A 20,796-nucleotide genomic window follows, 5' to 3' on the forward strand; every position below is an offset into this window, starting at 1 on the left:
CGGTCCGGCGGTCAGGATGGATTCAGAGGTAGCGATTGATGGCAATACTCAGAGCGCTGGTGGTGGACGACGCCAGTTTTGTGCGGGATCTGGTCAAGCGTACCGTGCGCCAGCGGTTCCCGGTGATTGATACGGTGGACGCCCAGAACGGGCGCCGGGCTCAGTCCCTGATGAGTCGAACCACCTTTGATCTGATCCTGTGCGACTGGGAAATGCCGGAAATGTCGGGGTTGGAGCTGCTTCAGTGGATGCGTCAGCAGCCCCAGTACGAGAAAGTCCCGTTTATCATGATTACCAGCCGGGGCGACAAGGATCACGTCGTCGAGGCGGTCCGGGAGGGCGTCTCGGAGTACCTCGGGAAGCCCTTCAGCCCGGATGGCCTTAGCCGCAAGATCATCAAGGTGATGGGCCGGCGCCTGAAGGACGCCATGGACCGCTCCGGCAAATCCATGGCCAGTCCGGCGGACGCGTTCAAGGAATCGGCAACGTTACTGACCCAGGCGTCCTCGGCCGGCGTGCCGACCACACCGGCACCGGCGGCGCCATCATCACCTCCGCCGGCCGCCCGCGAACCTGCGCCGGAGGTCGGTGCCGATGCCCCACGGGCCCGCGGCGGCCGGGCCAGCACCATGAGCCTGGCGTCGGTCCGGTTTGCCGACCGCTCGCTGGCGTCGGTGGTCAAGGACATCAACCTGACCGAGGTCCGGGTCATCGCCCGCCGGGACCAGGCGTTCCCCGGTATCCTGGATCAGGCGGTGGTGGACATCGACATTGGTGAGGGCAAGATGGCGCGGCTGAACGGCTACGTGCATCAGCTGCAGGCGGTGGACAAGCGCCAGGATACGGACTTTGTCAGCGTCACCATTCGCTTTGTGGACGAAGACCCACAAAAGCTCGAGGACTTGTCCCGGTTCGTCGCCCGCTTCCGGGCCGGCGCCCGCTGATCATTGCCGCCCGGGCGGCAATGATCCGCTTTTCGGGGTCGCGGTGCCCTGGGGCGCCGGGGCCTCGCCCGCTTCCACCAGCCGTTCCTTCGGGAAATGACAGACAAACTCGCTGCCCTCGCCGGGCCGGCTGTGGATGTCCAGCCGGCCATCGTGGTTGATCAGCACGTGCTTGACGATGGCCAGGCCCAGGCCGGTGCCGCCGGTGTCCTTGTGGCGGCTGGGGTCGGCCCGGTAGAAGCGTTCGGTCAGCCGGGGGATGTGCACCGGATCGATACCGATGCCGGTGTCTTTTACCGTCAGGTAACCGCCGTTCCGGTCGGTGCGCCAGCTCACGTCAATCTCGCCACCGGCGGGGGTGTATTTCACCGCGTTGAACACCAGGTTGGAGAAAGCGCTGCGCAGTTCGCTTTCGTCGCCCCGCAGCCACTGGTCACTTTCGAGGCTCAGGCGGATCTGATGCTGGCGGTCACCGCTGAGAGTGCGGGCATCCTGGACAATCTGGCCCACCATCTGGCCCACGTTGATGCGGGCGTGGTGCAGGGTATGTTCACCGGTTTCGATGCGGGACAGCAGGATAAGGTCGGTAATCAGGGCCTCCATCCGGCTGGCCTGGCCGGTCATGGCGTCGATGGCGCGGCGCCATTTGGCGGGTAACTGGTCGCTGTTGTCCGACATGGTTTCCAGGTAGCCGCTGATCACCGTCAGCGGCGTGCGCATCTCGTGGGACACGTTGCCGACAAAATCCCGCCGCATCTGCTCGAGCTGAAACAGCCGGGTGACGTCCTTGGCCACGATCAGGCGGTCGTCGTCACCGAACAGGCTGATCTGGACCTGCAGCCGCAGGTGGGGGCGGGCCGGAGAGCGGATTTGCAGCGGCTCCCGGTAGTCCCTGGCGTCGAAGTAGGCCTTGAAGGCCGGGGTGCGGATCAGGTTATGGACGATCTGGCCCCGGTCGGTGCCCCGCCGGAACCCCAGCAGGTACTCGGCGGCGTCGTTCCACCATTCCATCTTGCCATGGCTGTCCGTCATCACCACGCCGTCGAGCATGGCGTTGGTGGATTCCTGCACCCGGTGAATGCGGGCCCGCAGCCGGTCTTCGATCTGCTGGTGGACGCGCTCCTGCCGGTGCAGGCGGTCAAACAGCTCGCCCCAGAGGCCGACGCTGTGGGGCGCGTCGGCGGACAGGCCAGCATGTCCCAGCCACCGGCTCAGGCGGCGCAATTGCACGAGGGTCCAGCTGAGGTACAGGGCGAGCGCTACCAGCAGCGCCGGCAGCAGCTGGCCCAGGTACAGGCCCAGGCCGGCCGCCACCGCCAGCCCGAATGCCAGGAAACGCACATGTCGGGACCAGTCGTGTTGCATAGGGGTGGTGCCTTGTTCTGGTTGGCCGGAGCCGGGTTGGCCGTCAGTCCGAGCGGGTTGAGAACCGGTAGCCGGCGCCCCGGACGGTCTGGATCAGGTAGTCGTAGCGTTCCCCCAGGGCCTTGCGCAGCCGGCGGATGTGCACGTCCACGGTGCGTTCTTCCACGTAGACGTTGCCGCCCCAGACCTGGTCCAGCAGCTGGGACCGAGTATAGACCCGTTCCTGGTGGGTCATGAAGAACTGCAGCAGCCGGTATTCGGTGGGGCCCATGGTCACTGCCCCTTCCGGGGTGGACACCCGGTGGCCCACCGGGTCCAGGGTCAGGCCTTCCACGTCGATGGGGGAATCCACGCCCGGGGGCGTGGCCCGCCGCAGCACCGCCTTCAGGCGGGCGACCAGTTCCCGGGGGCTGAACGGTTTGGTGATGTAATCGTCCGCGCCCACTTCCAGGCCCTGGATTTTGTTGTCTTCCTCAACCTTGGCGGTGAGCATGATGATGGGAATGTCGGCGGTGGCTTCGTCGCGCTTCAGGCGCCGGGCCAGTTCGACGCCGCTGGTGCCGGGCAGCATCCAGTCCAGCAGCACCAGGTCGGGCTGCTTGTCCACAATCAGGGCGTGGGCTTCGCGGGCGTCCGCGGCTTCGAGGTAATCGTAGTCCGCCATTTCCAGCGCGACGGCGATCATCTCCCTGATCGGAGCTTCGTCGTCGACGATCAGCACGGTTTTTCCATTCATGGGGGTGACCCTGTTTCAGCCGTCAATTGGTTACCGGACTATTACAACGCCCGAGTATGACAGCTCTGTGACAGTCTCAGCGCACCAGTGTATCCACAAACAGCCCGGCAAACACCGCGAAACCCGCCCAGTTGTTGTTCAGAAAGGCTTTGAAGCACTCTTCTCGGGCGCGGTTCCGGGCCAGGAACTGGTGGTAAACAAACAGGCCGGCCATAACCGCGACCCCCAGGTAATAGAAGACGCCCAGCTCCGTCCGGTGCCCGACCAGCACCAAAATCAGGATCACCAGCGCCTGCAGAGCGCCAATAATGGCCCGATCGGCCTCGCCGAACAGGATGGCCGTGGACTTGATGCCCACCTTCAGGTCGTCGTCCCGGTCCACCATGGCGTAGAGGGTGTCGTAGGCCACGGTCCAGAGCACATTGGCGGTGAACAGCAGCCAGGTAACCTGGCTCAGTGCGTTGGCCTGGGCCGCCCAGGCCATGGGAATGGCCCAGGAAAAGGCAGCCCCGAGGAACAGTTGGGGCAGGTGGGTGTAGCGCTTCATGAACGGATAAATGAAGGCGAGCACCAGGCCACCGAACGACAGGTACAGCGTCAGGGTGTTCGTGAACAGGACCACCATCAGGAACGACACGAGGCTCAGGCCCAGGAACAGGGCCACCGCCTCCCAGGCCCGGATACGGCCGGCGGTCAGCGGCCGGTCCTGGGTGCGCTTGACGTGGCGATCCCAGTCCCGGTCGGCAAAGTCGTTGATGGCGCAGCCGGCGGCCCGCATGAAAAACACGCCCAGGGTGAAGATGATCACATTGGCCAGGTCCGGTTGGCCGTCGGCGGCCAGCCACAGGGACCAGTAGGTGGGCCAGAGCAGCAGCAGGGAGCCGATGGGCCGGTTGATGCGCAGCAACTGGGCGTAGTCGGTCAGCCGGCGGACCAGCGGTTCGGGCAGGGCATTGGCGGGCATGGGAAGGAGCTCTCGGCGGCGGATGGATGGCACAGACCCGATCGATTATAGCGGCCCGGTCGCGCCGGGTTAACCGGTGTGCCGGTTTGTGATCAGGCTGGGTAGCAGGTATTCCCCCACCAGCAGGCCGTGGCGCCCGTTGTGGAACATGGACCGCCGGGCCAGGATGGCGTCTCCCGGATGCCGGGGTTGGCACAAACCGGTTTCCAGCGGTCCCCGTTGCCAGTCCGGGCTACTGAACAGGTAGGCGCCCAGCGGCTTGCGGCCGAGCTGGCGCAGGCGCCGCCCCCGCCCGTTCAGGCAGGCCAGGGGCACCAGGGTCCGGGCCAGGACCCAGGGCGAGCCGTCGCCGCACAGGGCCACTTCCCGCACCCAGGCCAACTGCCGTTCAGGAAGCCCCAGGTGTCGCGCCTCTTCCAGAGTGGGGCGGCCGAAGCCCTCGTGGCGCACGTCCACGTGGAAGCGCTCCCGGCAGACTCGCTGCAGCGCGCGGGTAAAGGAGCCTTCCACGGTGAGCCAGTGCCGGGCGGCCCCGTGCACCTGCGGGTCGATCAGCCCGGCGGAAGCCAGGGACGGGTACCAGCGGGTGGCTGGCACCCCGGTGGCGGGCTGGTGGTGGCGGTTACAGTCCCTTGACGGCATAAATGCCCGGGGCGTTGCGCCAGTAACCCTTGTAGTCCATGCCGTAGCCAAACAGGAAGCGGTCTTCCACATCCAGGCCGGTGAAGTCGGCTTTCAGGCCCGGACGGGCCTTGCGGTCGTGCTGTTTGTCCACCAGAACGGCGGTGAGCACCTCGGCGGCGCCATGGGCCCGGCAGTAGTCGGCGATGGCGCAGAGGGTAGTGCCTTCATCCAGGATGTCATCGATGATCAGCACGGTACGGCCGGTCATGTCCGCATCCGGCTGCAGCTTCCACTCCAGGATGCCGCCGGTGGTTTCCTGGCGGTAGCGAGTGGCGTGGAGGTACTCGGCCTGTACCGGAAAACGCAGCTGGGGCAGCAGCTGACCGGTCAGGATGAGCCCGCCGTTCATCACGCAGAACACCAGGGGGTTGGCGCCGGACAGGCGGGCGGTGATCTCGTCGGCCAGTGAGTGGATGGCGGCCTGTACCTGCGTTTCATCCACCAGGCAGTCGGCTTCGGCCATGACCTGGTTCATTTCGGCGACGGTGTCGTTCATACCTGAGGATCCTGTCTAAAACGGGCGATTATACCGAACCGGCGGGCGGGAAGGGAGGGGCGACCGGCCCGGGTCGGTCGGTCATTACCGCGATTGGCACAAATCTACCCGCGTCCGCGTCCGTAATGGCATTGGTGCAGGCGGCGCCCGCCGGTATCATGGGCGCGGTTGAACGGATCGCTTGCGCGAGGGTCCAATTGAAGATACGGTTAGCAATCGTTCTACTGCAAGATTGTTAGACAATTATTCGTTGGCTGTGCCAACCCCGGGCCGGCGGCCGGTCCCGGACGATCAGGAGAGACTTGATGAGAAAGTGGCAGTGCGTTGTGTGTGGCCTGATTTATGACGAGGCCGAGGGCTGGCCGGAAGACGGCATCGAACCGGGCACCCGTTGGGAAGACGTGCCGGAAGACTGGGTCTGCCCAGACTGCGGCGTGGGCAAGGAAGACTTTGAAATGATCGAGATCGACTGACCAGGGAGGTCCAGCGCATGTCCGAACACGGCCCCATTGTCATCGTTGGTACCGGCCTGGCCGGGTATTCCCTGGCCCGGGAGCTTCGAAAACTGGACAAGGACACGCCAGTGATCCTGGTCAGCGCCGACGACGGCGTGAGTTACTCCAAGCCCATGCTGTCCACGGGTTTCACCAAGGGTAAAGACGCCGATGGCCTGGCCCAGGCGGACGTGGACGCCATGCAGGCCCAGCTGGGCATCGAAATCCGCCCCCACACGCAGGTGACCGGCATTGACGTTGACGCCCGCCAGTTGCAGTTGGCGGACGGCGCCCTGAGCTACGGCCGGCTGGTGCTGGCCTGTGGTGCTGACGTGCTGAGGCTGGACATTCCCGGCGACGGCGGCGATCGGGTGTTCTCCATCAACGACCTGGGGGACTACCGGCGTTTCCGGGACACCCTGGGCGAAGGCCGCCGGGTGGCGATCATGGGCGCCGGGCTCATCGGCTGCGAGTTTGCCAACGACCTGCGCAATGGCGGCATCGAGGTGGACGTCATCGCCCCCTGTGATGCGTTGATGCCGGGGCTGCTACCGGACGCTGCCGCGAACGCGGTACAGCGGGCGCTGACCGATCTGGGGGTGCGTTTTCACCTGGGCGAGGTGGTCGAGCGCATCGACCGGGCCGACGACGGCGTGTGCCTGAGCCTGTCGGACGGCTCGACCCTGGACGCCGACCTGGTGGTGTCCGCCATCGGCCTGCGACCACGCACCGCCCTGGCGGCGGACGCCGGGCTGGCGGTGAACCGGGGCATTCAGGTGAACCGGGCGCTGGAAACCTCGGCCCCGGACGTCTACGCCCTGGGGGATTGCGCCGAGGTGGACGGCCACGTGCTCCTGTACGTGCTGCCGCTGATGGCCTGCGCCCGTGCCCTGGCAAAAACCTTGACCGGCGAGCGCACCGAGGTGAGCTACGGGGTGATGCCGGTGATGATCAAAACCCCCTGCTGCCCGACTGCGGCCTACCCGCCGCCGGCGGACGCGGCTGGCGACTGGCAGACCGACGCCGACGGCAACAGCGTGCGCGCCCGGTTCGTGAGCCCGGACGGCGAACTGCTGGGCTTTGCCGTTACGGGGGATTTCGCCGTGGAGAAGCAGGCTCTGGCCAAAGAGGTCCCGCCCCTGCACGGCTGAGCCGGGCGGGCGCGGGCCGCGTAGTCGTTGCCAAATGGCCGGGCTTCGGGTAGAAAACTCCTTCGTGAGCTAATGAACCGACAGGAGCAGGCATGCTAGAAGTCACACAACGGTTGGTGGAGTTGCTGGATCTTTCGCCCATTGGCGACGATCACTTCCAGGGCGACAGCGAAGATCTTGGCTTTCCCAACGTGTTCGGCGGCCAGGTCCTGGGCCAGGCCCTGATGGCCGCCAGCCGAACCGTGGAGGGCCGCCTGTGCCATTCCCTGCACGCCTACTTCCTGCGCCCGGGCAACCACAGCATGCCCATCGACTACGAAGTCCAGCGGGTGCGCGACGGCGGCAGCTTTTCCGTGCGCCGGGTGATTGCCCGTCAGGACGGCAAGGAAATCCTCACCGGGTCCATGTCGTTCCAGGTGGAGGAAACCGGATTTGACCACCAGTTCCCCATGCCCGAGGCCCCGGCGCCGGACACCCTGACCTCCGAGCAGATGCTGGGCCAGCGCCTGGCCAGCAAAGTGCCCGAGCGGCTTCGGGACAGCCTGACCCGTGACCGTCCCATCGAGATTCGCCCGGTGGCGCCGGGCAACCCGCTGTCCCCGCAGCCGAGCCCACCCTACAAACAGAACTGGTTCCGGGCCCAGGGGCCGCTGCCGGACGATCCCGTGCTGCACCGCTGCCTGCTGACCTACGCGTCCGACTTCCAGTTCCTGGGCACCTCCATGAACCCCCACGGTGTGTCCTTCATGAGCCCCAACATGCAGGTGGCCAGCCTGGACCACGCGATCTGGTTCCATCGGGACTTCCGCATGGATGAGTGGCTGCTGTACGACAAGGACAGCCCGAGCGCGTTCGGCGGCCGGGGCTTCAACCGGGGCAACTTCTACAACCAGAACGGCGTGTTGGTGGCCTCGACCACCCAGGAAGCGCTGATCCGCCAGCGCAAGCCCCGCTGACCGACCCTCCCGACCACGTCGCTCCCGTACCCGGGCCGCTCAGCGCGTGCCCTGGTGCTGCGCCTGATCCCGCTGCTGGGTGCCGAGCCAGTCAATAAAGCCCTCCAGCGGCAGCGGCGGCGTCAACAGGTAGCCCTGGATCATGTCGCAGCCCATGGCGCGCAGGGCGTCGGCGGTGGCGATGTCCTCCACGCCCTCGGCGACCACCCGGTAGCCCAGGGAGTGGCACATATCGATGGTGGTCTGGACGATCACCCGGTCCTCGTTCTGGGTGGTCAGGTCCCGCACCAGGGACCGGTCAATCTTGATCTCGGTGGCGGGCAGCTGCTTGATGTAGGACAGGGACGAGTAGCCGGATCCGAAGTCGTCGATGGAAATCCGGATGCCGGCCCCGGCCAGCAGGTTCAGTGCGTTCAGGGCGTTGGCGGGGTCGAGCATCATGGAGGTTTCGGTCACTTCAAAGGTCACCGCGCCCTGATGGCGGTGATGGCTTCGCATCAGCCGCTGCACGTGCAGGGCAAAATCCGCTTCCCGCAGGTTGTTGGGGGAAATGTTCACCGACAGGTCCAGGGTGTGACCGGCCTCAAGCAGCGCCGTGCGCAGGGTCAGCGCCTGCTCCAGTACCCAGCGGGTCAGGGGCTTGATCAACCCGGTCTGTTCCGCCATCTGCACCATCTGGTCCGGCCGGATCGACGACGCCCGGGCGGGCCAGCGAATCAGCGCCTCCATGCCCACCACCGTGTCCGTGCGCAGGTTCAGCTTCGGCTGCAGGTACAGCGCCAGCTCGTTCTGTTCCATGGCGCGCCTCAGCTCTGAGGCCAGGGTCAGGCGGTCGGTGCTGTAGGCGTCCCGGCTGGTCCGGTAATAGGCCAGCCCCCGGTCCCGGGCCCGGTCCGAGTCTTCGGCGATGATCGCCCGGCGGATCAGGGTGTTGGCGTCGTTGCCGTGCTCCGGGTGAATCGCCACCCCGATGCGGGGCTCCAGGGGAATCTGCATGCCCAGGTAGTCGATCGGCCGGCGGATACGCTCCAGGCAGCGCAGTACGGTGCGGGCGGCGGCTTCGGCGGTGCGGGCGTCCGCCAGCATGGCAAACGATTGACTGTCCATGGCCGCCAGATAAAAGGTCTGCCGATCGGTCCGCGCCACCGGCAGGATGCCCGGGACCTCCCGGAGGATGGCGTGGTACTCCCTCGCCGCCAGTTCCAGGATCCGGTCGGTGTTGTGGTGCCCCAGGGTTTTGGTGACCGAGGGCAGGTTATCCAGGTGAATCACGCACACGCCCAGACGCTGGTCGGGATGGTGGCGCAGCCGGTCGGCCAGCGTCATTTCAAAGCTGGCCCGGTTCGGCAGGCCGGTCAGGGGATGGTGCAGCGCCTGGTCCATCAGCCGCCGTTCTACCTGGCGCCGGGCTTCCAGGGCGTTCAACTCGGCGGCCTGGGCCAACACTTTGTCCTGGCGTTCCCGATAGATACGGATCGCCAGGGCAAGGGCCAACAGCATCGCCTGGAGGGCTGACCCCATTTCAATGCCGTACACCGTGAGCACGTTGGTCGGCAGCAGGGCGTACTTGTTGAACGCGGTGATCGCGCTGCCCAGGGTGAGCGCGCCCCAGGCCAGGGTGTAATACATCGCCTGACGGTTGCCCCGCAGCCATTGCTGGGGGCCCAGCAGGGTCAGCAGCAGACAGCCGGGAATGGACAGCGCCACCACCAGGCGGATGGCGGTGTTGTAGTCCAGCACGAAGGTGGCCAGTGCGGCCAGGCCGTTAATGACCATCATGGCCCGCAGAGCCCAGTCCATCCGGGGGCTGAAGCGCTGCAGGTCCAGGAAGGTGCCGGAGAACCACAGGGTGACCAGCATGGTTAGGGGAATGCTCAACAGCATGGCCTGGTTCTGCACCGCCGGGGAGTCCGGCCAGAGTAACGGGTAGGCAATGCCGTTGAGGTAGGCAATGATCAGCAGATACCCAAACGTGGACAGCACGTACAGCAGATACACCCGTTCGCGCAGGGCGATAAAGATGAACAGGTTGAACACGATGATGGTGAACAGGATGCCGTAGTAGACGGCGTGGGCCAGATCCTCCCGGGTGGCCTGTTCAAAGAACGCCTTGTCGTTCCAGAGCGTCAGGGGCACCTGCAGCGCGCCCTGGCTGCGCACTTCCAGGAGAATGCGTTCGCCGCTGCCCGGGCGGTGGTCGAAGGGAAACAGGAAGTTGCGGTATTGCACCGGGCGGCTGGCAAAGGGCAGCCGGTCACCGGCCTGCTGCTGGCTCACCACCCGGCCGTTGCGCACCAGGAAGAAACGCAGGTGGTCGAGCTGGGAATAGCTGATTTCCAGCAGATTGAGGCGCGGGTTGTCGGGCACCGGGAACGACAGCCAGACGGTGTCCCGGATGTATCCGAAATTGGGGCTGGGCTGGGCCAGAGGCTGCCAGTCGCTGCGGGCCAGGGCCTGGTTGGCGCTCAGGTTGGTGTCGGGCGCCAGCCGCAGGTAATCCGGCTGGGGCACAAGCCGGCCGTCTGCCCCCTGACAGGGCCAGGACAGGGCCGATATCAGCAGGAGCATCAGCGTGGGCAACCAGCGGTTCGGTGTCACAGGGGCGTCGCGTGTGTCGTTGTCATTATGGCCCGAGTATGGCCGCTCGAAGCCGGTGGCTCAAGGCATCGGGGATTACGGCTGTCCGGTTGGCCCGGATGCCCACGTGCTGGCCCATTCCAGGGCCCAGGGCACGGCCTCCTGTTCCGGCTCCAGCACTTCCAGGGCGTCAATGGTCAGGGTCTGCCCGCATTTGCGGGCGCCGGTCTCGAGCAGTGCTTCCTCCATCAGGTTTCCGGCGCCGCAGAATGTGTCGCCGTAAGAGCTGTCCCCCAGAACGACGACGCCGAACGGCCGGCCCGGCTGCTGGGGAAGTTGGTCCCGCAGGTCCAGGTAAAACGGCAGCAGGTTGGGCGGCACCTCGCCCTGGCCGGTGGTGGAGGTGCACACCAGCAGCGGGCCTTCGGTGCCGGCGACGTCCGCCAGCTCGGGGTTTTCCAGCACGATGGCCGGGTGGCCCTCGGCTTCCAGTGCGCGGGCCACGGCGCGCGCGGTCATCAGGGCGCCCCCGTACACGGAGCCCACCAGGAGTCGGATGACGGTCATGACAGGACCTCGGATCGGTGATGGATGGCGGTGCCGATCATAGCGGGGCGGCGCGGGGCGCTCAAGGCAGGCCGGGGGCCGATCGGATCGGCTCGTCGTCCCGGCGTACCCGGGGGGCGATCTGGTTACGGCCGGCGGCCTTGGCGGCGTAAAGGTTCTGGTCCAGCTGCCGGAGCAGGTCGTCCAGGCTGGCACACTTGGCGATGGAGGCGACGCCCGCGCTGAGGGTGACCGTCACCGGGGGGGCGGTCTGGCCGAAGCGGGTTTGGGCCACCGCCTGGCGCAGGCGCTCGGCCAGGGTAAGAGCCTGCAGCAGGGCGGTATCCGGCAACAGGATCAGGAACTCCTCGCCGCCCCAACGGGCGGCGACATCGGTCTTGCGTATCACCTCGGCGGTGGTCGTGGCGAACTGGCGCAGAACCGCGTCGCCCATGTCGTGGCCGTGGGTATCGTTGATCGACTTGAACCAGTCCAGGTCCACCAGCACAACGGAAAAGTGGTGACCGGAGCGTTGGTAGCGGGAGAACTCCACCAGTAACCGGTGCTGCATGTCCCGGCGATTGGACAGACCGGTCAGTTCGTCTGTGCGGGCGGCATGCTCGTGGGTGGCGGCCAGCTCCACCAGCTCGTTACGGGCTTTCAGCCTGCCCGCCTCAAGAATGAAACAAAAGATCGATTCGAAGGCCAGGGTGGCGAAGAAGCGGATCTTGAAGTCGGTGGAGTAGTGGGCGCCCACGAACGGCAACTGGGGAAACTCGAACACGATGGCGGCCACCAGGCAACACAACAGCAGCACGGCGGTGCCGGTTTTCAGGTCCGTCAGGAAGAACAGCAGGGGCGGAAACACGTAGAACCAAAGAGGTCCGGTGTTGCTCTCGCCGCCGGAGGCGATGAGGTACACAAACAGCAGGGCGGCAATGAGGATCAGCGAGCGCTTCTGGCGCACCCGGTCACCGGTCACGGCGAAGCGGGCCATGGTCCAGAGCACCAGCAGGCTGAACAACCCCAGCACCCAGGCGTGCAGAAGGTGGCCTGCGAACCAGGATTTGAGGCCAATGCCCACCAGGAAAACGATGGCTGCGCCCGACAGTACGTTCAGCAGGCGTGAGACCTGGGCGTCCTCGCGGGCGCCGGCCGCCGCGTGGCTGGCGGACAGGAGTGGTTTCATCGGGGGTCGCTTCTGGTTGTAGTGTCGCCGAACGTTATAGATGCCATTATCCGCGAACACCGGTAAAAAACGGCGGGTTTGGTCACACTTGGCGCAGCCGGCAGCGTGTTTCAATTCCATGACAAAACTTTTATAGTGGCGGCCCCTAGTCGAGCTTGAAAACCGGAGGCTGCGCCCGCCATGGCCCGTTCCAGCGAATTTTTCGATTCCCTCCTCACCAGCCCCTCGACGGAACGATACCGGGTTGGCATCAGTCTGCTGTTTCTCCTGGGCATCTGGCTGGCGGTTGGCGCCATCGCCCAGGATACGCCCAACAATCTGCTGCTGGTGGCCGCTGCGGTGATCGGCGGCTACATGGCCATCAACATCGGTGCCAACGATGTCGCCAACAACGTGGGCCCGGCGGTGGGTTCTGGCGCCCTGTCCCTGGGCGCGGCGGTGTTGCTGGCGGCGGTGTTCGAGGCCAGCGGCTCGCTGATTGCCGGCGGCGAAGTGGTGGGCACCATCAAGGGCGACATCATTGATCCCGCCCTGCTGGACAGCGCCGATACGTTTGTCTGGCTGATGACCGCCGCCCTGCTGGCCGGCGCCCTATGGCTGAACCTGGCCACCTGGATGGGCGCGCCGGTGTCCACCACCCACTCCATCGTCGGCGGCGTGCTCGGCGCCGGCATTGCCGCGGGCGGCTGGGGCATCGCCAACTGGGCCGTCATGGGTAAGATCGTGGCCAGTTGGGTGATTTCTCCGGTGCTTGGCGGCGTACTGGCCGCGGCCTTCCTGTACGTGATCAAGAAAACCGTCCTGTACCGACCGGACGTCGTTGCCTCGGCCCGTCGGTTCGTGCCGCTGCTGGTGTCCATTATGGCCTGGGCGTTTGGCACCTACCTGATGCTCAAGGGCGTCAAGAAGCTGGTTAAGGTGGACTTCCTGCAGGCCTCCCTGGTCGGACTGGCGGCGGCCGTGGTGGTCTACTTTCTGGTGCGCACCCTGGTGCGCCGCCGGGCCGCGACCATGCAGAACCACCCGGACGCGGTCAGCTCCCTGTTCACCTGGCCGCTGATTTTCTCCGCCGCCCTGCTCAGCTTTGCCCATGGCGCCAACGACGTGGCCAACGCGGTCGGCCCGCTGGCGGCGATCAACGACGCCATCCAGCACGGCGGTGTGGCGACCGCCGCCGGCATTCCCCTGTGGGTGATGATGGTGGGTGCCCTGGGCATCGCGGTCGGCCTGATGCTGTTCGGCCCGCGCCTGATCAAGACCGTGGGCAGCGAGATCACCGAACTCGACAAGACCCGGGCTTTTTGCATCGCCCTGTCCGCCGCCCTGACGGTGATCGTTGCGTCCCAGCTTGGCCTGCCAGTCAGCTCCACCCACATTGCACTGGGCGGCGTCTTCGGGGTGGGCTTCCTGCGGGAGTACCTCAAGCGGAACTATGCGGCTCAGCTTCACGGCATCATCGAGCAGCACGGCCCGGACGAGCAGGCGCGCCTGCGGCCGTTCCTGGAGAATTTCCAGGACGCCAGCGTGGAGGAAATGGAAAAACTGCTGAAGCGGGCCAAGAAGAAAAAGCAGCAGGTGCCGCTGTCAAAATCCGAGCGCAAGCGCCTGAAGAAGATTTACCAGGAGGAGATGGTCAAGCGCTCCCACCTGATTCGTATTGCCGCCGCCTGGGTCATCACCGTGCCGGCGTCCGCCATCATGGCGGCGTTCCTGTTCTTCACCCTGCGGGGCCTGATGCTCTGACGCTGGCGCTACCTCGGCCTGGCCCCGGCCCGCTGGTTGAAGCCGGCGCTTTTGGCCATACTGTGTCTGTTAGACTAACCGGCGGCGGCGACCGGCGCCGCCGTCCACCGTTTCCGGGAGTATGGTATGAGTTCATCCGTTGAAAGCCGCCAGGCGAAGATGATTGCCGAGCTGCGTGTGTTCATCAAGAAGGTGCTGAGCGATCCGACCATTGCGGTCAAATCCGTGGACATTGCCCGTAAATACCGTAACGAGGCCAATGCCGACGAGCTGATGGCCCGGGAAATCAGCGCCAACACCACCATCCGCATTCCGGAGAACTGGAGTGAGGCGGACAAGATGTTCCTGGAGATCCTGCACGAGGTGCTGGACGACGAGGAAGCGCTCTACTGAGGTGGCGGTTGAGCGCGCCTCAGCCCGCCTGCCGCAGCACCGCCGACGCCATCTGATGCAGGATGCTCATTTCGTCGGCAATCCCTTCTTCCCGGGACAGCGCCCGCTGCTCCCGCAGAATATCCGCCAGGATCTCTTTCGTCGTCAGCGGGTTGGCGAGAACCACCCGGAACACGATGCACGGGAATCGGAAATAATGCACCGGCTCCAGACGGGTCCGTGACACAAACGCCTTGCCCCGCTCCCGCTGGGTTTTCTGGATAAACTTGGTGATCCGGTTCAGGCAGGTGTTCAGCTTTTCCGCCTGAAGCTCGTCGGCCATGGCCAGGGCCCGTCGCACCTCGGCCGGACAGTACCGGTAGGTGAGGATGTTCAGCTCCGGTTCGGTAATCAGCTCGAAGTCCGGCTCGTTGCGGATCATGTCCGCAAAGGTGTGGGCCTTTTCGATGCCCTGGTCAATCAGGATCTCATAACCCTCCCGCCCCAGAATGCGCAGCCCGGAGTGGATCAGCATGGACATGCCCGGGCGGGACCCTTCCAGGGTGGTGGTGCCGAGGTCCCGGGAGCCTTTGCGGATGATGTACTGGGCGTGATGCTCCACGGCCGAGGCCAGGCTTGGGTCCCGGAACACCACCAGGCCCGCGCCCATGGGCACGTACAGCTGCTTGTGGGCGTCGAAAGTGACGGAATCGGCCTTTTCGATGCCCTTGAGCAGCGGCTTGTAGGTGCGTGAGAACAGGGTGGGCCCGCCCCAGGCGGCGTCCACGTGGAAATGGGCACCGAACTCCCGGGCGATGTCGGCCACGGCATCCAGCGGGTCGACATTGCCGGTTTCGGTGGTGCCGGCCACGCCGCAGATGGCCAGGATCTTGATCTTCTGTTTCTGCAGCTCCAGGCACTTTTCCCGCAGGGCGTCCGGCAAGATCCGGTTGTGCTCGTCGGTGTCAATGGCCACCAGGGAGTCCCGGCCCAGGCCCAGCACGTCGGCGGCCTTGCGCAGGGAATAGTGGCCCCGTCGGGAGACCAGCACCGCGGCGCCCTCATAACCGTAGTAGCGAAGCGCCCGGAACAGCCCTTCTTGGTGCAGGCCACGGAAGCTGCCTTCGGGGGGAAAGGCCCGGTTGCGAGCGACCCAGAGGGCGGTGACGTTGGCGATGGTGCCGCCGGAGCACATGACGCCGAGGGTGTGGCGGGGGTCGTGCATCCATTTGCGGTAAAAGGCGCCGTCTTCCTGGTACACCAGCCGGTGGATCATGCCCAGCACCTGGCGCTCCATGGGAGTGAAGGCCTTGGAGGTTTCGGTTTTCACCAGGTTCTGGTTCAGGGCGATCATGATTTTCGACAGCGGCAGCATGAAGTAGGGCAGCGCTGACGTCATGTGGCCGATGAAGGCAGGGGAGGCGGTGTGCACGGAGTTGGCCACGAGTTTGTCGAGCAGGAACTGGGCCTGTTCGGAGACAAACACGGGTTTCTCCGGGATGTTGTACTCACCGAAATCTTTTTCGACGTCGGAGAGGTCCCGTTCGACCGCGACGATGTGGTCCTGCAGGAAACCGGCCAGGTTGCGGGAGATGTCCTGGTCGATCCGGCTGAGGGTCGATTCCGGCGCCTCGGGGACGGTGAACACGCGGTACATCGCCTCGACCGAGGCCTGGGCGGATTTTTTCTTTCCGGTCATAGGCACCACACAGGTTCAGTGGTCATCCGCGGGCCGGTTCCGGATGCCCGGCGGACGGGGCCGAGCCGTGGTCCGGCGTCGGCAGTGGGTATAGCTGCCTGGAGCGGCTACGCTCGCTTCCCTGAGGTTGCGTAGTATAAGGCGTGGTGTCCGGCCACGCCACCGGGCTGGCCGCGCCAGCGCTCAGAGGATTTCTCGCTGGACGTCGAGGATGGCGGCGTCGATGCGCTCTGCGATGGCTTTCTCGACCGCGTCGAGGCGCTGGCTGATCTGCTGGGAGGAGGTGCCCAGGGCGGCGATGGTCCAGGTGGCGCAGTCCAGGGCGTCGTGGTCCGCGGTTTCGGCGACGGCGAGGTCCGCCTCCCGGCCCCAGACGGCTTTCATGGCGGTGAAGGCCTTGCGTTTGGCTTTCAGGTCGTCGCAGCCGTAGAGCTGGAAGTGCAGGGTCAGCACGCCGATGTGGGGCGTGATCACCGGGGCGTCCGGCTGCAGGCCGTCTTTCAGAAGCTGTCTCAGTGAGTCTGGCATGTTTGATTCCGTGCAGGCACCGGCGGGGGCTTCCCTTCCAAAACCCGCTCCTTTGGCCCGTCCATGGGGCGCTTGAGCTCCGCCATCCCTGGCTCCGCACAGTTTTGGAAGGAAAGCCCCCGCCGGCGCTCAGAGTTCTCGTTGGCCGGCCGAAGGGCGCTGCTTAATGACCGAAGCCGCCAATTCGCCGTTCAGGGCGCGTCGCCCAGCATCAGGCAGTGATGCCGGTCATCGGCCCGTCAACGCCGCCCGGAGCGTCATCCGGCCGCGTCATTCGGGCTAGCCTACTACAGGCGTGGCCCGCTTGATAATGGCGGCGGCGTCGATGCCCGTGGGCAGGGTGCCGTAGTTGAGGCCACCGTTGGTGTCCAGGCGGCCGGCGCAGAACGCGTCCGCCACCTCGGCGGGGCTGTGGCGCAGCAGCAGGGAGGCCTGAAGGGCCAGGGCCAGGCGGTCGACCAGGTTGCGAGCCCGGTATTGGACGTCGCTGAGATCGGTGAAGTCACGCTGAAGGTTGTCCAGGAACCGGTCAAAGCGGCGATCGGCGCCCCGGGCCAGAGCGGCTTCGATGAAGAAGGCGTCGAGGGCGTCCGGGGTCTTCTGCAGGGCCCGGAGGGTGTCCAGGCACTGGACGTTGCCGCTCCCTTCCCAGATGGCGTTGACCGGGGATTCCCGGAACAGGCGCGGCAGAATGCAGTCTTCCATCACGCCGCTGCCGCCAATGCACTCCATGGCCTCGTAGGCGTGGTTGGGGGTGCGCTTGCAGATCCAGTATTTGCCCACCGGCGTGGCCAGCCGGGTCAGCAGGCGTTCGTGTTCGTCGTCCTGGTGGTCCAGGGCGCGGGCGATGCGCAAGGTGTAGGCCAGGGCGGCTTCGCTTTCCAGGGCCAGGTCCGCCAGGACGTTTTGCATCAGCGGCTGGTCGGCGAGACGAGCGCCGAAGGCGCTGCGGTGCCGGCTGTGGTGGCTGGCCTGGGCGACGGCTTGGCGCATGCCGGCGGCGCTGCCAATCATGCAGTCGAAGCGGGTCATGGCGACCATGTCGATGATGGTGGGCACGCCGCGGCCCTCTTCGCCCACCATCCAGGCCAGCGCGCCCCGCAGTTCGACCTCGCTGGAGGCGTTGGCGACGTTGCCCATCTTGTTTTTCAGGCGCTGGATCTGCCAGGGGTTCTTGGTGCCGTCCGGGCGCCAGCGGGGCATCAGGAAGCATGAGAGGCCGCCCGGGGCGTGCGCCAGAACCAGAAACGCGTCGCACATGGGGGCGGAGACAAACCATTTGTGACCCACCAGTTCGTAGGCCTGGCCGGGGCCGCCGGCGGCCATCGGGTAGGCGCGGGTGGTGTTGGCGCGGACGTCGCTGCCGCCCTGTTTCTCGGTCATGGCCATGCCGATGGTGACCGCGGCTTTTTGCCCGTCAGGCACGTTGCGGGGGTCATAGGCGTTGGCCAGGATGCGGGTTTCCCACGTCTTCGCCAGGTCTGGCTGCTGGCGAATGCTGGGTACGGCGGCAAACGTCATGGTGACCGGGCAGCAGTGGGCGGCTTCCACTTGGGAGTGCAGGTAGTACTTGGCCGCCCGGGTGACGTGGGCGCCGGCGCCGGGGTGGGTCCAGGGGCTGCTGTGCAAGCCGTTTTCCAGGGCGATGCGCATCAGCTCGTGGTAGGCCGGGTGGAAATCGATCTCATCGATGCGGTGGCCGAAGCGGTCGTGGCTATGGAACACCGGCCGGTTGGCGTTGGCCCGGAAGCCCAGGTCGATGGTGGCAGCAGCGCCCGCGAGAGCACCGAAACGGCTCAGCTCGCCGGTGGCGCTGCCGGCCCCTTCCCGGAGGGCGGCTTCCTGCAGCACGGTATCCTGCTCGTAGAGGTTGTAATCGGCCAGCGCTGGCGGCTGGTTGAGGACCTCGTGGGTGTCCGCCAGATATCGGTCGCTGGCGGGCGGGACGGGTGCGTGGGCGTTCATGGCTACCTCCTGGTGCCGGTCAGCCCCTGCATGCAAAAGATCAGGATGGCGTCGACCAGCCGGTGTTTGTCGTCCCCGGAGAGGGTGTTCTGACCCGCCAGCGTCGGTGACAGCGGGCCGACCAGGCTCTCCGAGATGGCGCCGACCAGGCAGGTGCTGCTCTGGCGGGCGTCCTGATCCGGGAGCGTGCCTTCGGCGATGCCGTCCCGGATGGCGTGTTCAAAGTGCTCGGCGTAGGCCCGGCGATACACCAGCCGTTCTTCCTCCAGCCTCGGATCCACCGGCTCGGCGATCAGCGCCCAGGCCATCATGGGGCTGCGCAGGGCCCGTTCGGCAAACTGGCGCAGCGCCGCTTCCAGCCGGCTAATGGCGTTACCGGGCTCCGCCAGCGCCTCGGCGACCTTGTCCACCTCCCGCTGGGTGGCGCTCCGGAAGATTTCCGCAAACAGCTCTTCCCGGGATTCGAAATGCCGGTAGATGGTGCCGGTGGCGACCCCCGCGAGCCCCGCGATGCGGGTAATACGGGCGCTGCGAAAGCCCCCGGAGGCCACGCATTCCTGGGTGCACTCCAGGATGTTCTGGCGCGCTCGGGCTTTGCGCTGGCGCATTTTTTCGGTTTCACGGTAGGCCATGCCCGCTCCTCTCAAGTAGTGAATCATTGTTCATTGTTTGTGTCAACGCACACGGGTGTTTTTGGTGCCTCAAAATTTCCAGGTGCATCAATGTGTTATTTTCAATTACAAAAAATTACAAAAAAGTCGTTGCCAGGAAATAGCGCGGCCTCTGAAACCGGATTATAAAGACGCCAAGACACGGCCGCTGGCGGTCCGTTCGTCGAGACAGAGCGCGCGTAGGCCAAGGGCTGGCGCACGCTCGGCGATCTGTTTTCGTTGATGGAGAAACCCGAATGAGTGAATTCGACGAAAGCAACCTGGAGCAGTCCGGTAGCTGGAGCGGCGACACCGAGGATACCCATTCCGTCGCGGGTCGGGCCCGGATTCGCGCGCAACTGGAAGCGGACATTCAGGCCTTTCTGGCCCAGGGCGGCAAGATTGAGCAAGTGGATACCACCTTTCGTTCCGATGTACCCCGCAAGGTAGACGTCGGTTTCAACAACCGGTCTCTCTGATCGGTCACCGGGGCGGTCGCAAGCGGCCGCCCTGTTTTTGTTTTCGCCAGTCTAGCGTGCTGTCATCCCAGCGTCATCGTCTGCTGACAGACTGAACCCATGCCTATACCGGTCGCTGTCGCTGCACCGGTCCGGACGGCCGTGTATGATGAAAGGCCAGGGGCGCCCGCCCGCGAGCGCCTGTCCGTCTGCCGAGGTTTCCGGAGGTGATCTGTGTTTCATGATGTGTCCCGCGCCTTTCCCCGCACCCGTCTTCGCCGCAACCGTGCCAGTGACTTCTCCCGGCGCCTTGTGCGCGAGCATAAGCTGACGCCGGACAACCTGATTTACCCGGTGTTTGTGCTGGAAGGCCAGGGCCAGCGCGAGGCCGTGGCCTCCATGCCCGGCGTCGAGCGTCTGAGCATTGATCTGCTGGTGGAGCAGGCGGCGGAATGGGTGGACCTTGGCATTCCGGCGGTGGCGCTTTTTCCGGTGGTGGCGCCGGAGAAAAAGAACCTGTCCGGCTCCGGCGCCTGGGACTCCGATGGCCTGGTGCAACGGGCGGTGCGCGCCCTGAAGAAGGCGCAGCCAGAATTGGGGGTGATCACCGACGTGGCGCTGGACCCGTTCACCAGCCACGGCCAGGACGGCATCCTGGACAACAGCGGCTATGTGCTCAACGACGTCACTGTGGAAGCCCTGGTCAACCAGGCTCTGTCCCACGCCGACGCCGGCGCCGATGTGGTGGCGCCCTCGGATATGATGGACGGCCGCATTGGCGCCATCCGGGACGCGTTGGAGAGTGCCGGTTACGTCAATACCCGCATTCTCGCCTACTCCGCCAAGTACGCGTCCGCCTACTACGGCCCGTTCCGGGACGCGGTTGGTTCCGCCGGCAACCTGGGCAAGGGTAACAAGGCCACCTACCAGATGGACCCGGCCAACAGCGACGAGGCCCTGCACGAGACCGCCATGGACCTTCAGGAAGGCGCGGACATGGTGATGGTCAAGCCCGGCATGCCCTACCTGGACATCGTCCGGCGGGTGAAGACCGAGCTGGGCGTGCCCACGTTCGTGTACCAGGTCAGCGGCGAGTACGCCATGCACATGGCGGCGGCGGAGAACGGCTGGCTTGACGGCGACGCGGTGATGATGGAAAGCCTGATGGCCATGCGCCGGGCCGGCGCCGATGGCATTCTTACGTATTTCGCGGTGCGGGCAGCGCGGCTGCTGCGCCAGCGATAAACCGTCGCTCAAGGGGGCAATGTGGAAGGAGACA

At 65.6% G+C, this 20,796-nt stretch carries 20 protein-coding genes; 8 read left to right on the forward strand and 12 right to left on the reverse strand.

The genetic code is table 11. The features are described from left to right. The first annotated feature begins 38 nt into the window (after window positions 1–38). Window positions 39–944, forward strand: coding sequence for a response regulator (locus V3388_RS01135; RefSeq protein WP_336365680.1), 906 nt, complete (start codon window positions 39–41; stop codon window positions 942–944). Here the strand turns inward: V3388_RS01135 and phoR are convergent, their stop codons facing one another. The 5 genes from phoR to V3388_RS01160 all read right to left on the reverse strand — a co-directional run bounded on the left by phoR (window position 945) and on the right by V3388_RS01160 (window position 5,189). Continuing rightward, window positions 945–2,309, reverse strand: a complete 1,365-nt coding sequence (phoR, locus tag V3388_RS01140; protein WP_336365681.1) for a phosphate regulon sensor histidine kinase PhoR — start codon at window positions 2,307–2,309, stop codon at window positions 945–947. It lies immediately after the preceding gene. A 43-nt stretch (window positions 2,310–2,352) separates the two neighbouring features. Next, the gene (gene phoB / locus V3388_RS01145; RefSeq protein WP_336365682.1) at window positions 2,353–3,045 is read right to left on the reverse strand and encodes a phosphate regulon transcriptional regulator PhoB; all 693 of its coding nucleotides are present in this window, start codon (window positions 3,043–3,045) and stop codon (window positions 2,353–2,355) included. Between the two features lie 76 nt (window positions 3,046–3,121). Next, window positions 3,122–4,009 carry a 4-hydroxybenzoate octaprenyltransferase gene (ubiA, locus tag V3388_RS01150; protein WP_336365683.1) on the reverse strand — a complete coding sequence of 296 codons (888 nt, stop codon included), beginning with the start codon at window positions 4,007–4,009 and terminating at the stop codon, window positions 3,122–3,124. 69 nt (window positions 4,010–4,078) lie between these two features. Continuing rightward, window positions 4,079–4,651 (reverse strand): chorismate--pyruvate lyase family protein, encoded by a 573-nt coding sequence (locus V3388_RS01155; protein WP_336365684.1) that lies wholly within the window; start codon window positions 4,649–4,651, stop codon window positions 4,079–4,081. Beyond that, the gene (locus V3388_RS01160; RefSeq protein WP_336365685.1) at window positions 4,632–5,189 is read right to left on the reverse strand and encodes a hypoxanthine-guanine phosphoribosyltransferase; all 558 of its coding nucleotides are present in this window, start codon (window positions 5,187–5,189) and stop codon (window positions 4,632–4,634) included. Before V3388_RS01160 ends, V3388_RS01155 begins: the two co-directional genes overlap by 20 nt. Before the next feature lie 305 nt (window positions 5,190–5,494). Between V3388_RS01160 and V3388_RS01165 the strand changes: the two genes are divergently transcribed. The 3 genes from V3388_RS01165 (at window position 5,495) to V3388_RS01175 (ending at window position 7,790) form a co-directional block, all read left to right on the forward strand. Continuing rightward, on the forward strand, window positions 5,495–5,662 hold the full coding sequence (locus V3388_RS01165) for a rubredoxin (RefSeq protein ID WP_336365686.1): 168 nt from the start codon (window positions 5,495–5,497) through the stop codon (window positions 5,660–5,662). A 17-nt stretch (window positions 5,663–5,679) separates the two neighbouring features. Beyond that, entirely contained in the window at window positions 5,680–6,834 is a 1,155-nt protein-coding gene (locus V3388_RS01170) for an NAD(P)/FAD-dependent oxidoreductase (protein ID WP_336365687.1), read from the forward strand. A 92-nt stretch (window positions 6,835–6,926) separates the two neighbouring features. Continuing rightward, window positions 6,927–7,790, forward strand: a complete 864-nt coding sequence (locus V3388_RS01175; protein WP_336365688.1) for an acyl-CoA thioesterase — start codon at window positions 6,927–6,929, stop codon at window positions 7,788–7,790. 39 nt (window positions 7,791–7,829) lie between these two features. On the opposite strand, the gene V3388_RS01180 is transcribed toward V3388_RS01175, so the two are convergent. The 3 genes from V3388_RS01180 to V3388_RS01190 all read right to left on the reverse strand — a co-directional run bounded on the left by V3388_RS01180 (window position 7,830) and on the right by V3388_RS01190 (window position 12,102). Continuing rightward, window positions 7,830–10,358 carry an EAL domain-containing protein gene (locus tag V3388_RS01180; protein WP_336365689.1) on the reverse strand — a complete coding sequence of 843 codons (2,529 nt, stop codon included), beginning with the start codon at window positions 10,356–10,358 and terminating at the stop codon, window positions 7,830–7,832. A gap of 105 nt (window positions 10,359–10,463) precedes the next feature. Beyond that, a complete protein-coding gene (locus tag V3388_RS01185) occupies window positions 10,464–10,934 on the reverse strand; it encodes a flavodoxin domain-containing protein (protein ID WP_336365690.1) in 471 nt (156 codons plus the stop codon). Between the two features lie 61 nt (window positions 10,935–10,995). Continuing rightward, window positions 10,996–12,102, reverse strand: a complete 1,107-nt coding sequence (locus V3388_RS01190; RefSeq protein WP_336365691.1) for a GGDEF domain-containing protein — start codon at window positions 12,100–12,102, stop codon at window positions 10,996–10,998. A gap of 180 nt (window positions 12,103–12,282) precedes the next feature. Here V3388_RS01190 and V3388_RS01195 point away from each other — a divergent pair, with 180 nt between their 5' ends. Both V3388_RS01195 and V3388_RS01200 read left to right on the forward strand, forming a co-directional pair. Continuing rightward, complete coding sequence (locus V3388_RS01195) at window positions 12,283–13,845, forward strand: inorganic phosphate transporter (protein WP_336365692.1); 1,563 nt, start codon at window positions 12,283–12,285, stop codon at window positions 13,843–13,845. A 126-nt stretch (window positions 13,846–13,971) separates the two neighbouring features. Beyond that, window positions 13,972–14,238, forward strand: coding sequence for a hypothetical protein (locus tag V3388_RS01200; RefSeq protein WP_336365693.1), 267 nt, complete (start codon window positions 13,972–13,974; stop codon window positions 14,236–14,238). Between the two features lie 19 nt (window positions 14,239–14,257). On the opposite strand, the gene panP is transcribed toward V3388_RS01200, so the two are convergent. The 4 genes from panP to V3388_RS01220 all read right to left on the reverse strand — a co-directional run bounded on the left by panP (window position 14,258) and on the right by V3388_RS01220 (window position 19,041). Continuing rightward, complete coding sequence (gene panP / locus V3388_RS01205; protein ID WP_336365694.1) at window positions 14,258–15,916, reverse strand: pyridoxal-dependent aspartate 1-decarboxylase PanP; 1,659 nt, start codon at window positions 15,914–15,916, stop codon at window positions 14,258–14,260. A 183-nt stretch (window positions 15,917–16,099) separates the two neighbouring features. Then, window positions 16,100–16,444 (reverse strand): DUF503 domain-containing protein, encoded by a 345-nt coding sequence (locus V3388_RS01210; RefSeq protein WP_336365695.1) that lies wholly within the window; start codon window positions 16,442–16,444, stop codon window positions 16,100–16,102. Between the two features lie 279 nt (window positions 16,445–16,723). Beyond that, on the reverse strand, window positions 16,724–18,409 hold the full coding sequence (locus tag V3388_RS01215) for an isovaleryl-CoA dehydrogenase (protein ID WP_336365696.1): 1,686 nt from the start codon (window positions 18,407–18,409) through the stop codon (window positions 16,724–16,726). A 2-nt stretch (window positions 18,410–18,411) separates the two neighbouring features. Then, window positions 18,412–19,041, reverse strand: a complete 630-nt coding sequence (locus tag V3388_RS01220; protein WP_336365697.1) for a TetR/AcrR family transcriptional regulator — start codon at window positions 19,039–19,041, stop codon at window positions 18,412–18,414. Between the two features lie 275 nt (window positions 19,042–19,316). On the opposite strand from V3388_RS01220, the gene V3388_RS01225 reads away from it, so the two are divergent. Both V3388_RS01225 and hemB read left to right on the forward strand, forming a co-directional pair. Next, entirely contained in the window at window positions 19,317–19,538 is a 222-nt protein-coding gene (locus tag V3388_RS01225) for a hypothetical protein (protein ID WP_336365698.1), read from the forward strand. Window positions 19,539–19,751: 213 nt separating this feature from the next. Then, window positions 19,752–20,762 (forward strand): porphobilinogen synthase, encoded by a 1,011-nt coding sequence (gene hemB, locus V3388_RS01230; RefSeq protein WP_336365699.1) that lies wholly within the window; start codon window positions 19,752–19,754, stop codon window positions 20,760–20,762. Window positions 20,763–20,796: the final 34 nt, after the last annotated feature.

The organism is Marinobacter sp. C2H3 (assembly GCF_037080155.1).
In the GTDB taxonomy this organism is placed as follows: domain Bacteria; phylum Pseudomonadota; class Gammaproteobacteria; order Pseudomonadales; family Oleiphilaceae; genus Marinobacter.

Coding starts and splice junctions, on each gene's coding strand:
- V3388_RS01135 (WP_336365680.1), top strand. CDS start 39: ATGGCAATACTCAGAGCGCTGGTGGTGGACGACGCCAGTTTTGTGCGG.
- phoR (WP_336365681.1), bottom strand. CDS start 2,309: ATGCAACACGACTGGTCCCGACATGTGCGTTTCCTGGCATTCGGGCTG.
- phoB (WP_336365682.1), bottom strand. CDS start 3,045: ATGAATGGAAAAACCGTGCTGATCGTCGACGACGAAGCTCCGATCAGG.
- ubiA (WP_336365683.1), bottom strand. CDS start 4,009: ATGCCCGCCAATGCCCTGCCCGAACCGCTGGTCCGCCGGCTGACCGAC.
- V3388_RS01155 (WP_336365684.1), bottom strand. CDS start 4,651: ATGCCGTCAAGGGACTGTAACCGCCACCACCAGCCCGCCACCGGGGTG.
- V3388_RS01160 (WP_336365685.1), bottom strand. CDS start 5,189: ATGAACGACACCGTCGCCGAAATGAACCAGGTCATGGCCGAAGCCGAC.
- V3388_RS01165 (WP_336365686.1), top strand. CDS start 5,495: ATGAGAAAGTGGCAGTGCGTTGTGTGTGGCCTGATTTATGACGAGGCC.
- V3388_RS01170 (WP_336365687.1), top strand. CDS start 5,680: ATGTCCGAACACGGCCCCATTGTCATCGTTGGTACCGGCCTGGCCGGG.
- V3388_RS01175 (WP_336365688.1), top strand. CDS start 6,927: ATGCTAGAAGTCACACAACGGTTGGTGGAGTTGCTGGATCTTTCGCCC.
- V3388_RS01180 (WP_336365689.1), bottom strand. CDS start 10,358: ATGCTCCTGCTGATATCGGCCCTGTCCTGGCCCTGTCAGGGGGCAGAC.
- V3388_RS01185 (WP_336365690.1), bottom strand. CDS start 10,934: ATGACCGTCATCCGACTCCTGGTGGGCTCCGTGTACGGGGGCGCCCTG.
- V3388_RS01190 (WP_336365691.1), bottom strand. CDS start 12,102: ATGAAACCACTCCTGTCCGCCAGCCACGCGGCGGCCGGCGCCCGCGAG.
- V3388_RS01195 (WP_336365692.1), top strand. CDS start 12,283: ATGGCCCGTTCCAGCGAATTTTTCGATTCCCTCCTCACCAGCCCCTCG.
- V3388_RS01200 (WP_336365693.1), top strand. CDS start 13,972: ATGAGTTCATCCGTTGAAAGCCGCCAGGCGAAGATGATTGCCGAGCTG.
- panP (WP_336365694.1), bottom strand. CDS start 15,916: ATGACCGGAAAGAAAAAATCCGCCCAGGCCTCGGTCGAGGCGATGTAC.
- V3388_RS01210 (WP_336365695.1), bottom strand. CDS start 16,444: ATGCCAGACTCACTGAGACAGCTTCTGAAAGACGGCCTGCAGCCGGAC.
- V3388_RS01215 (WP_336365696.1), bottom strand. CDS start 18,409: ATGAACGCCCACGCACCCGTCCCGCCCGCCAGCGACCGATATCTGGCG.
- V3388_RS01220 (WP_336365697.1), bottom strand. CDS start 19,041: ATGGCCTACCGTGAAACCGAAAAAATGCGCCAGCGCAAAGCCCGAGCG.
- V3388_RS01225 (WP_336365698.1), top strand. CDS start 19,317: ATGAGTGAATTCGACGAAAGCAACCTGGAGCAGTCCGGTAGCTGGAGC.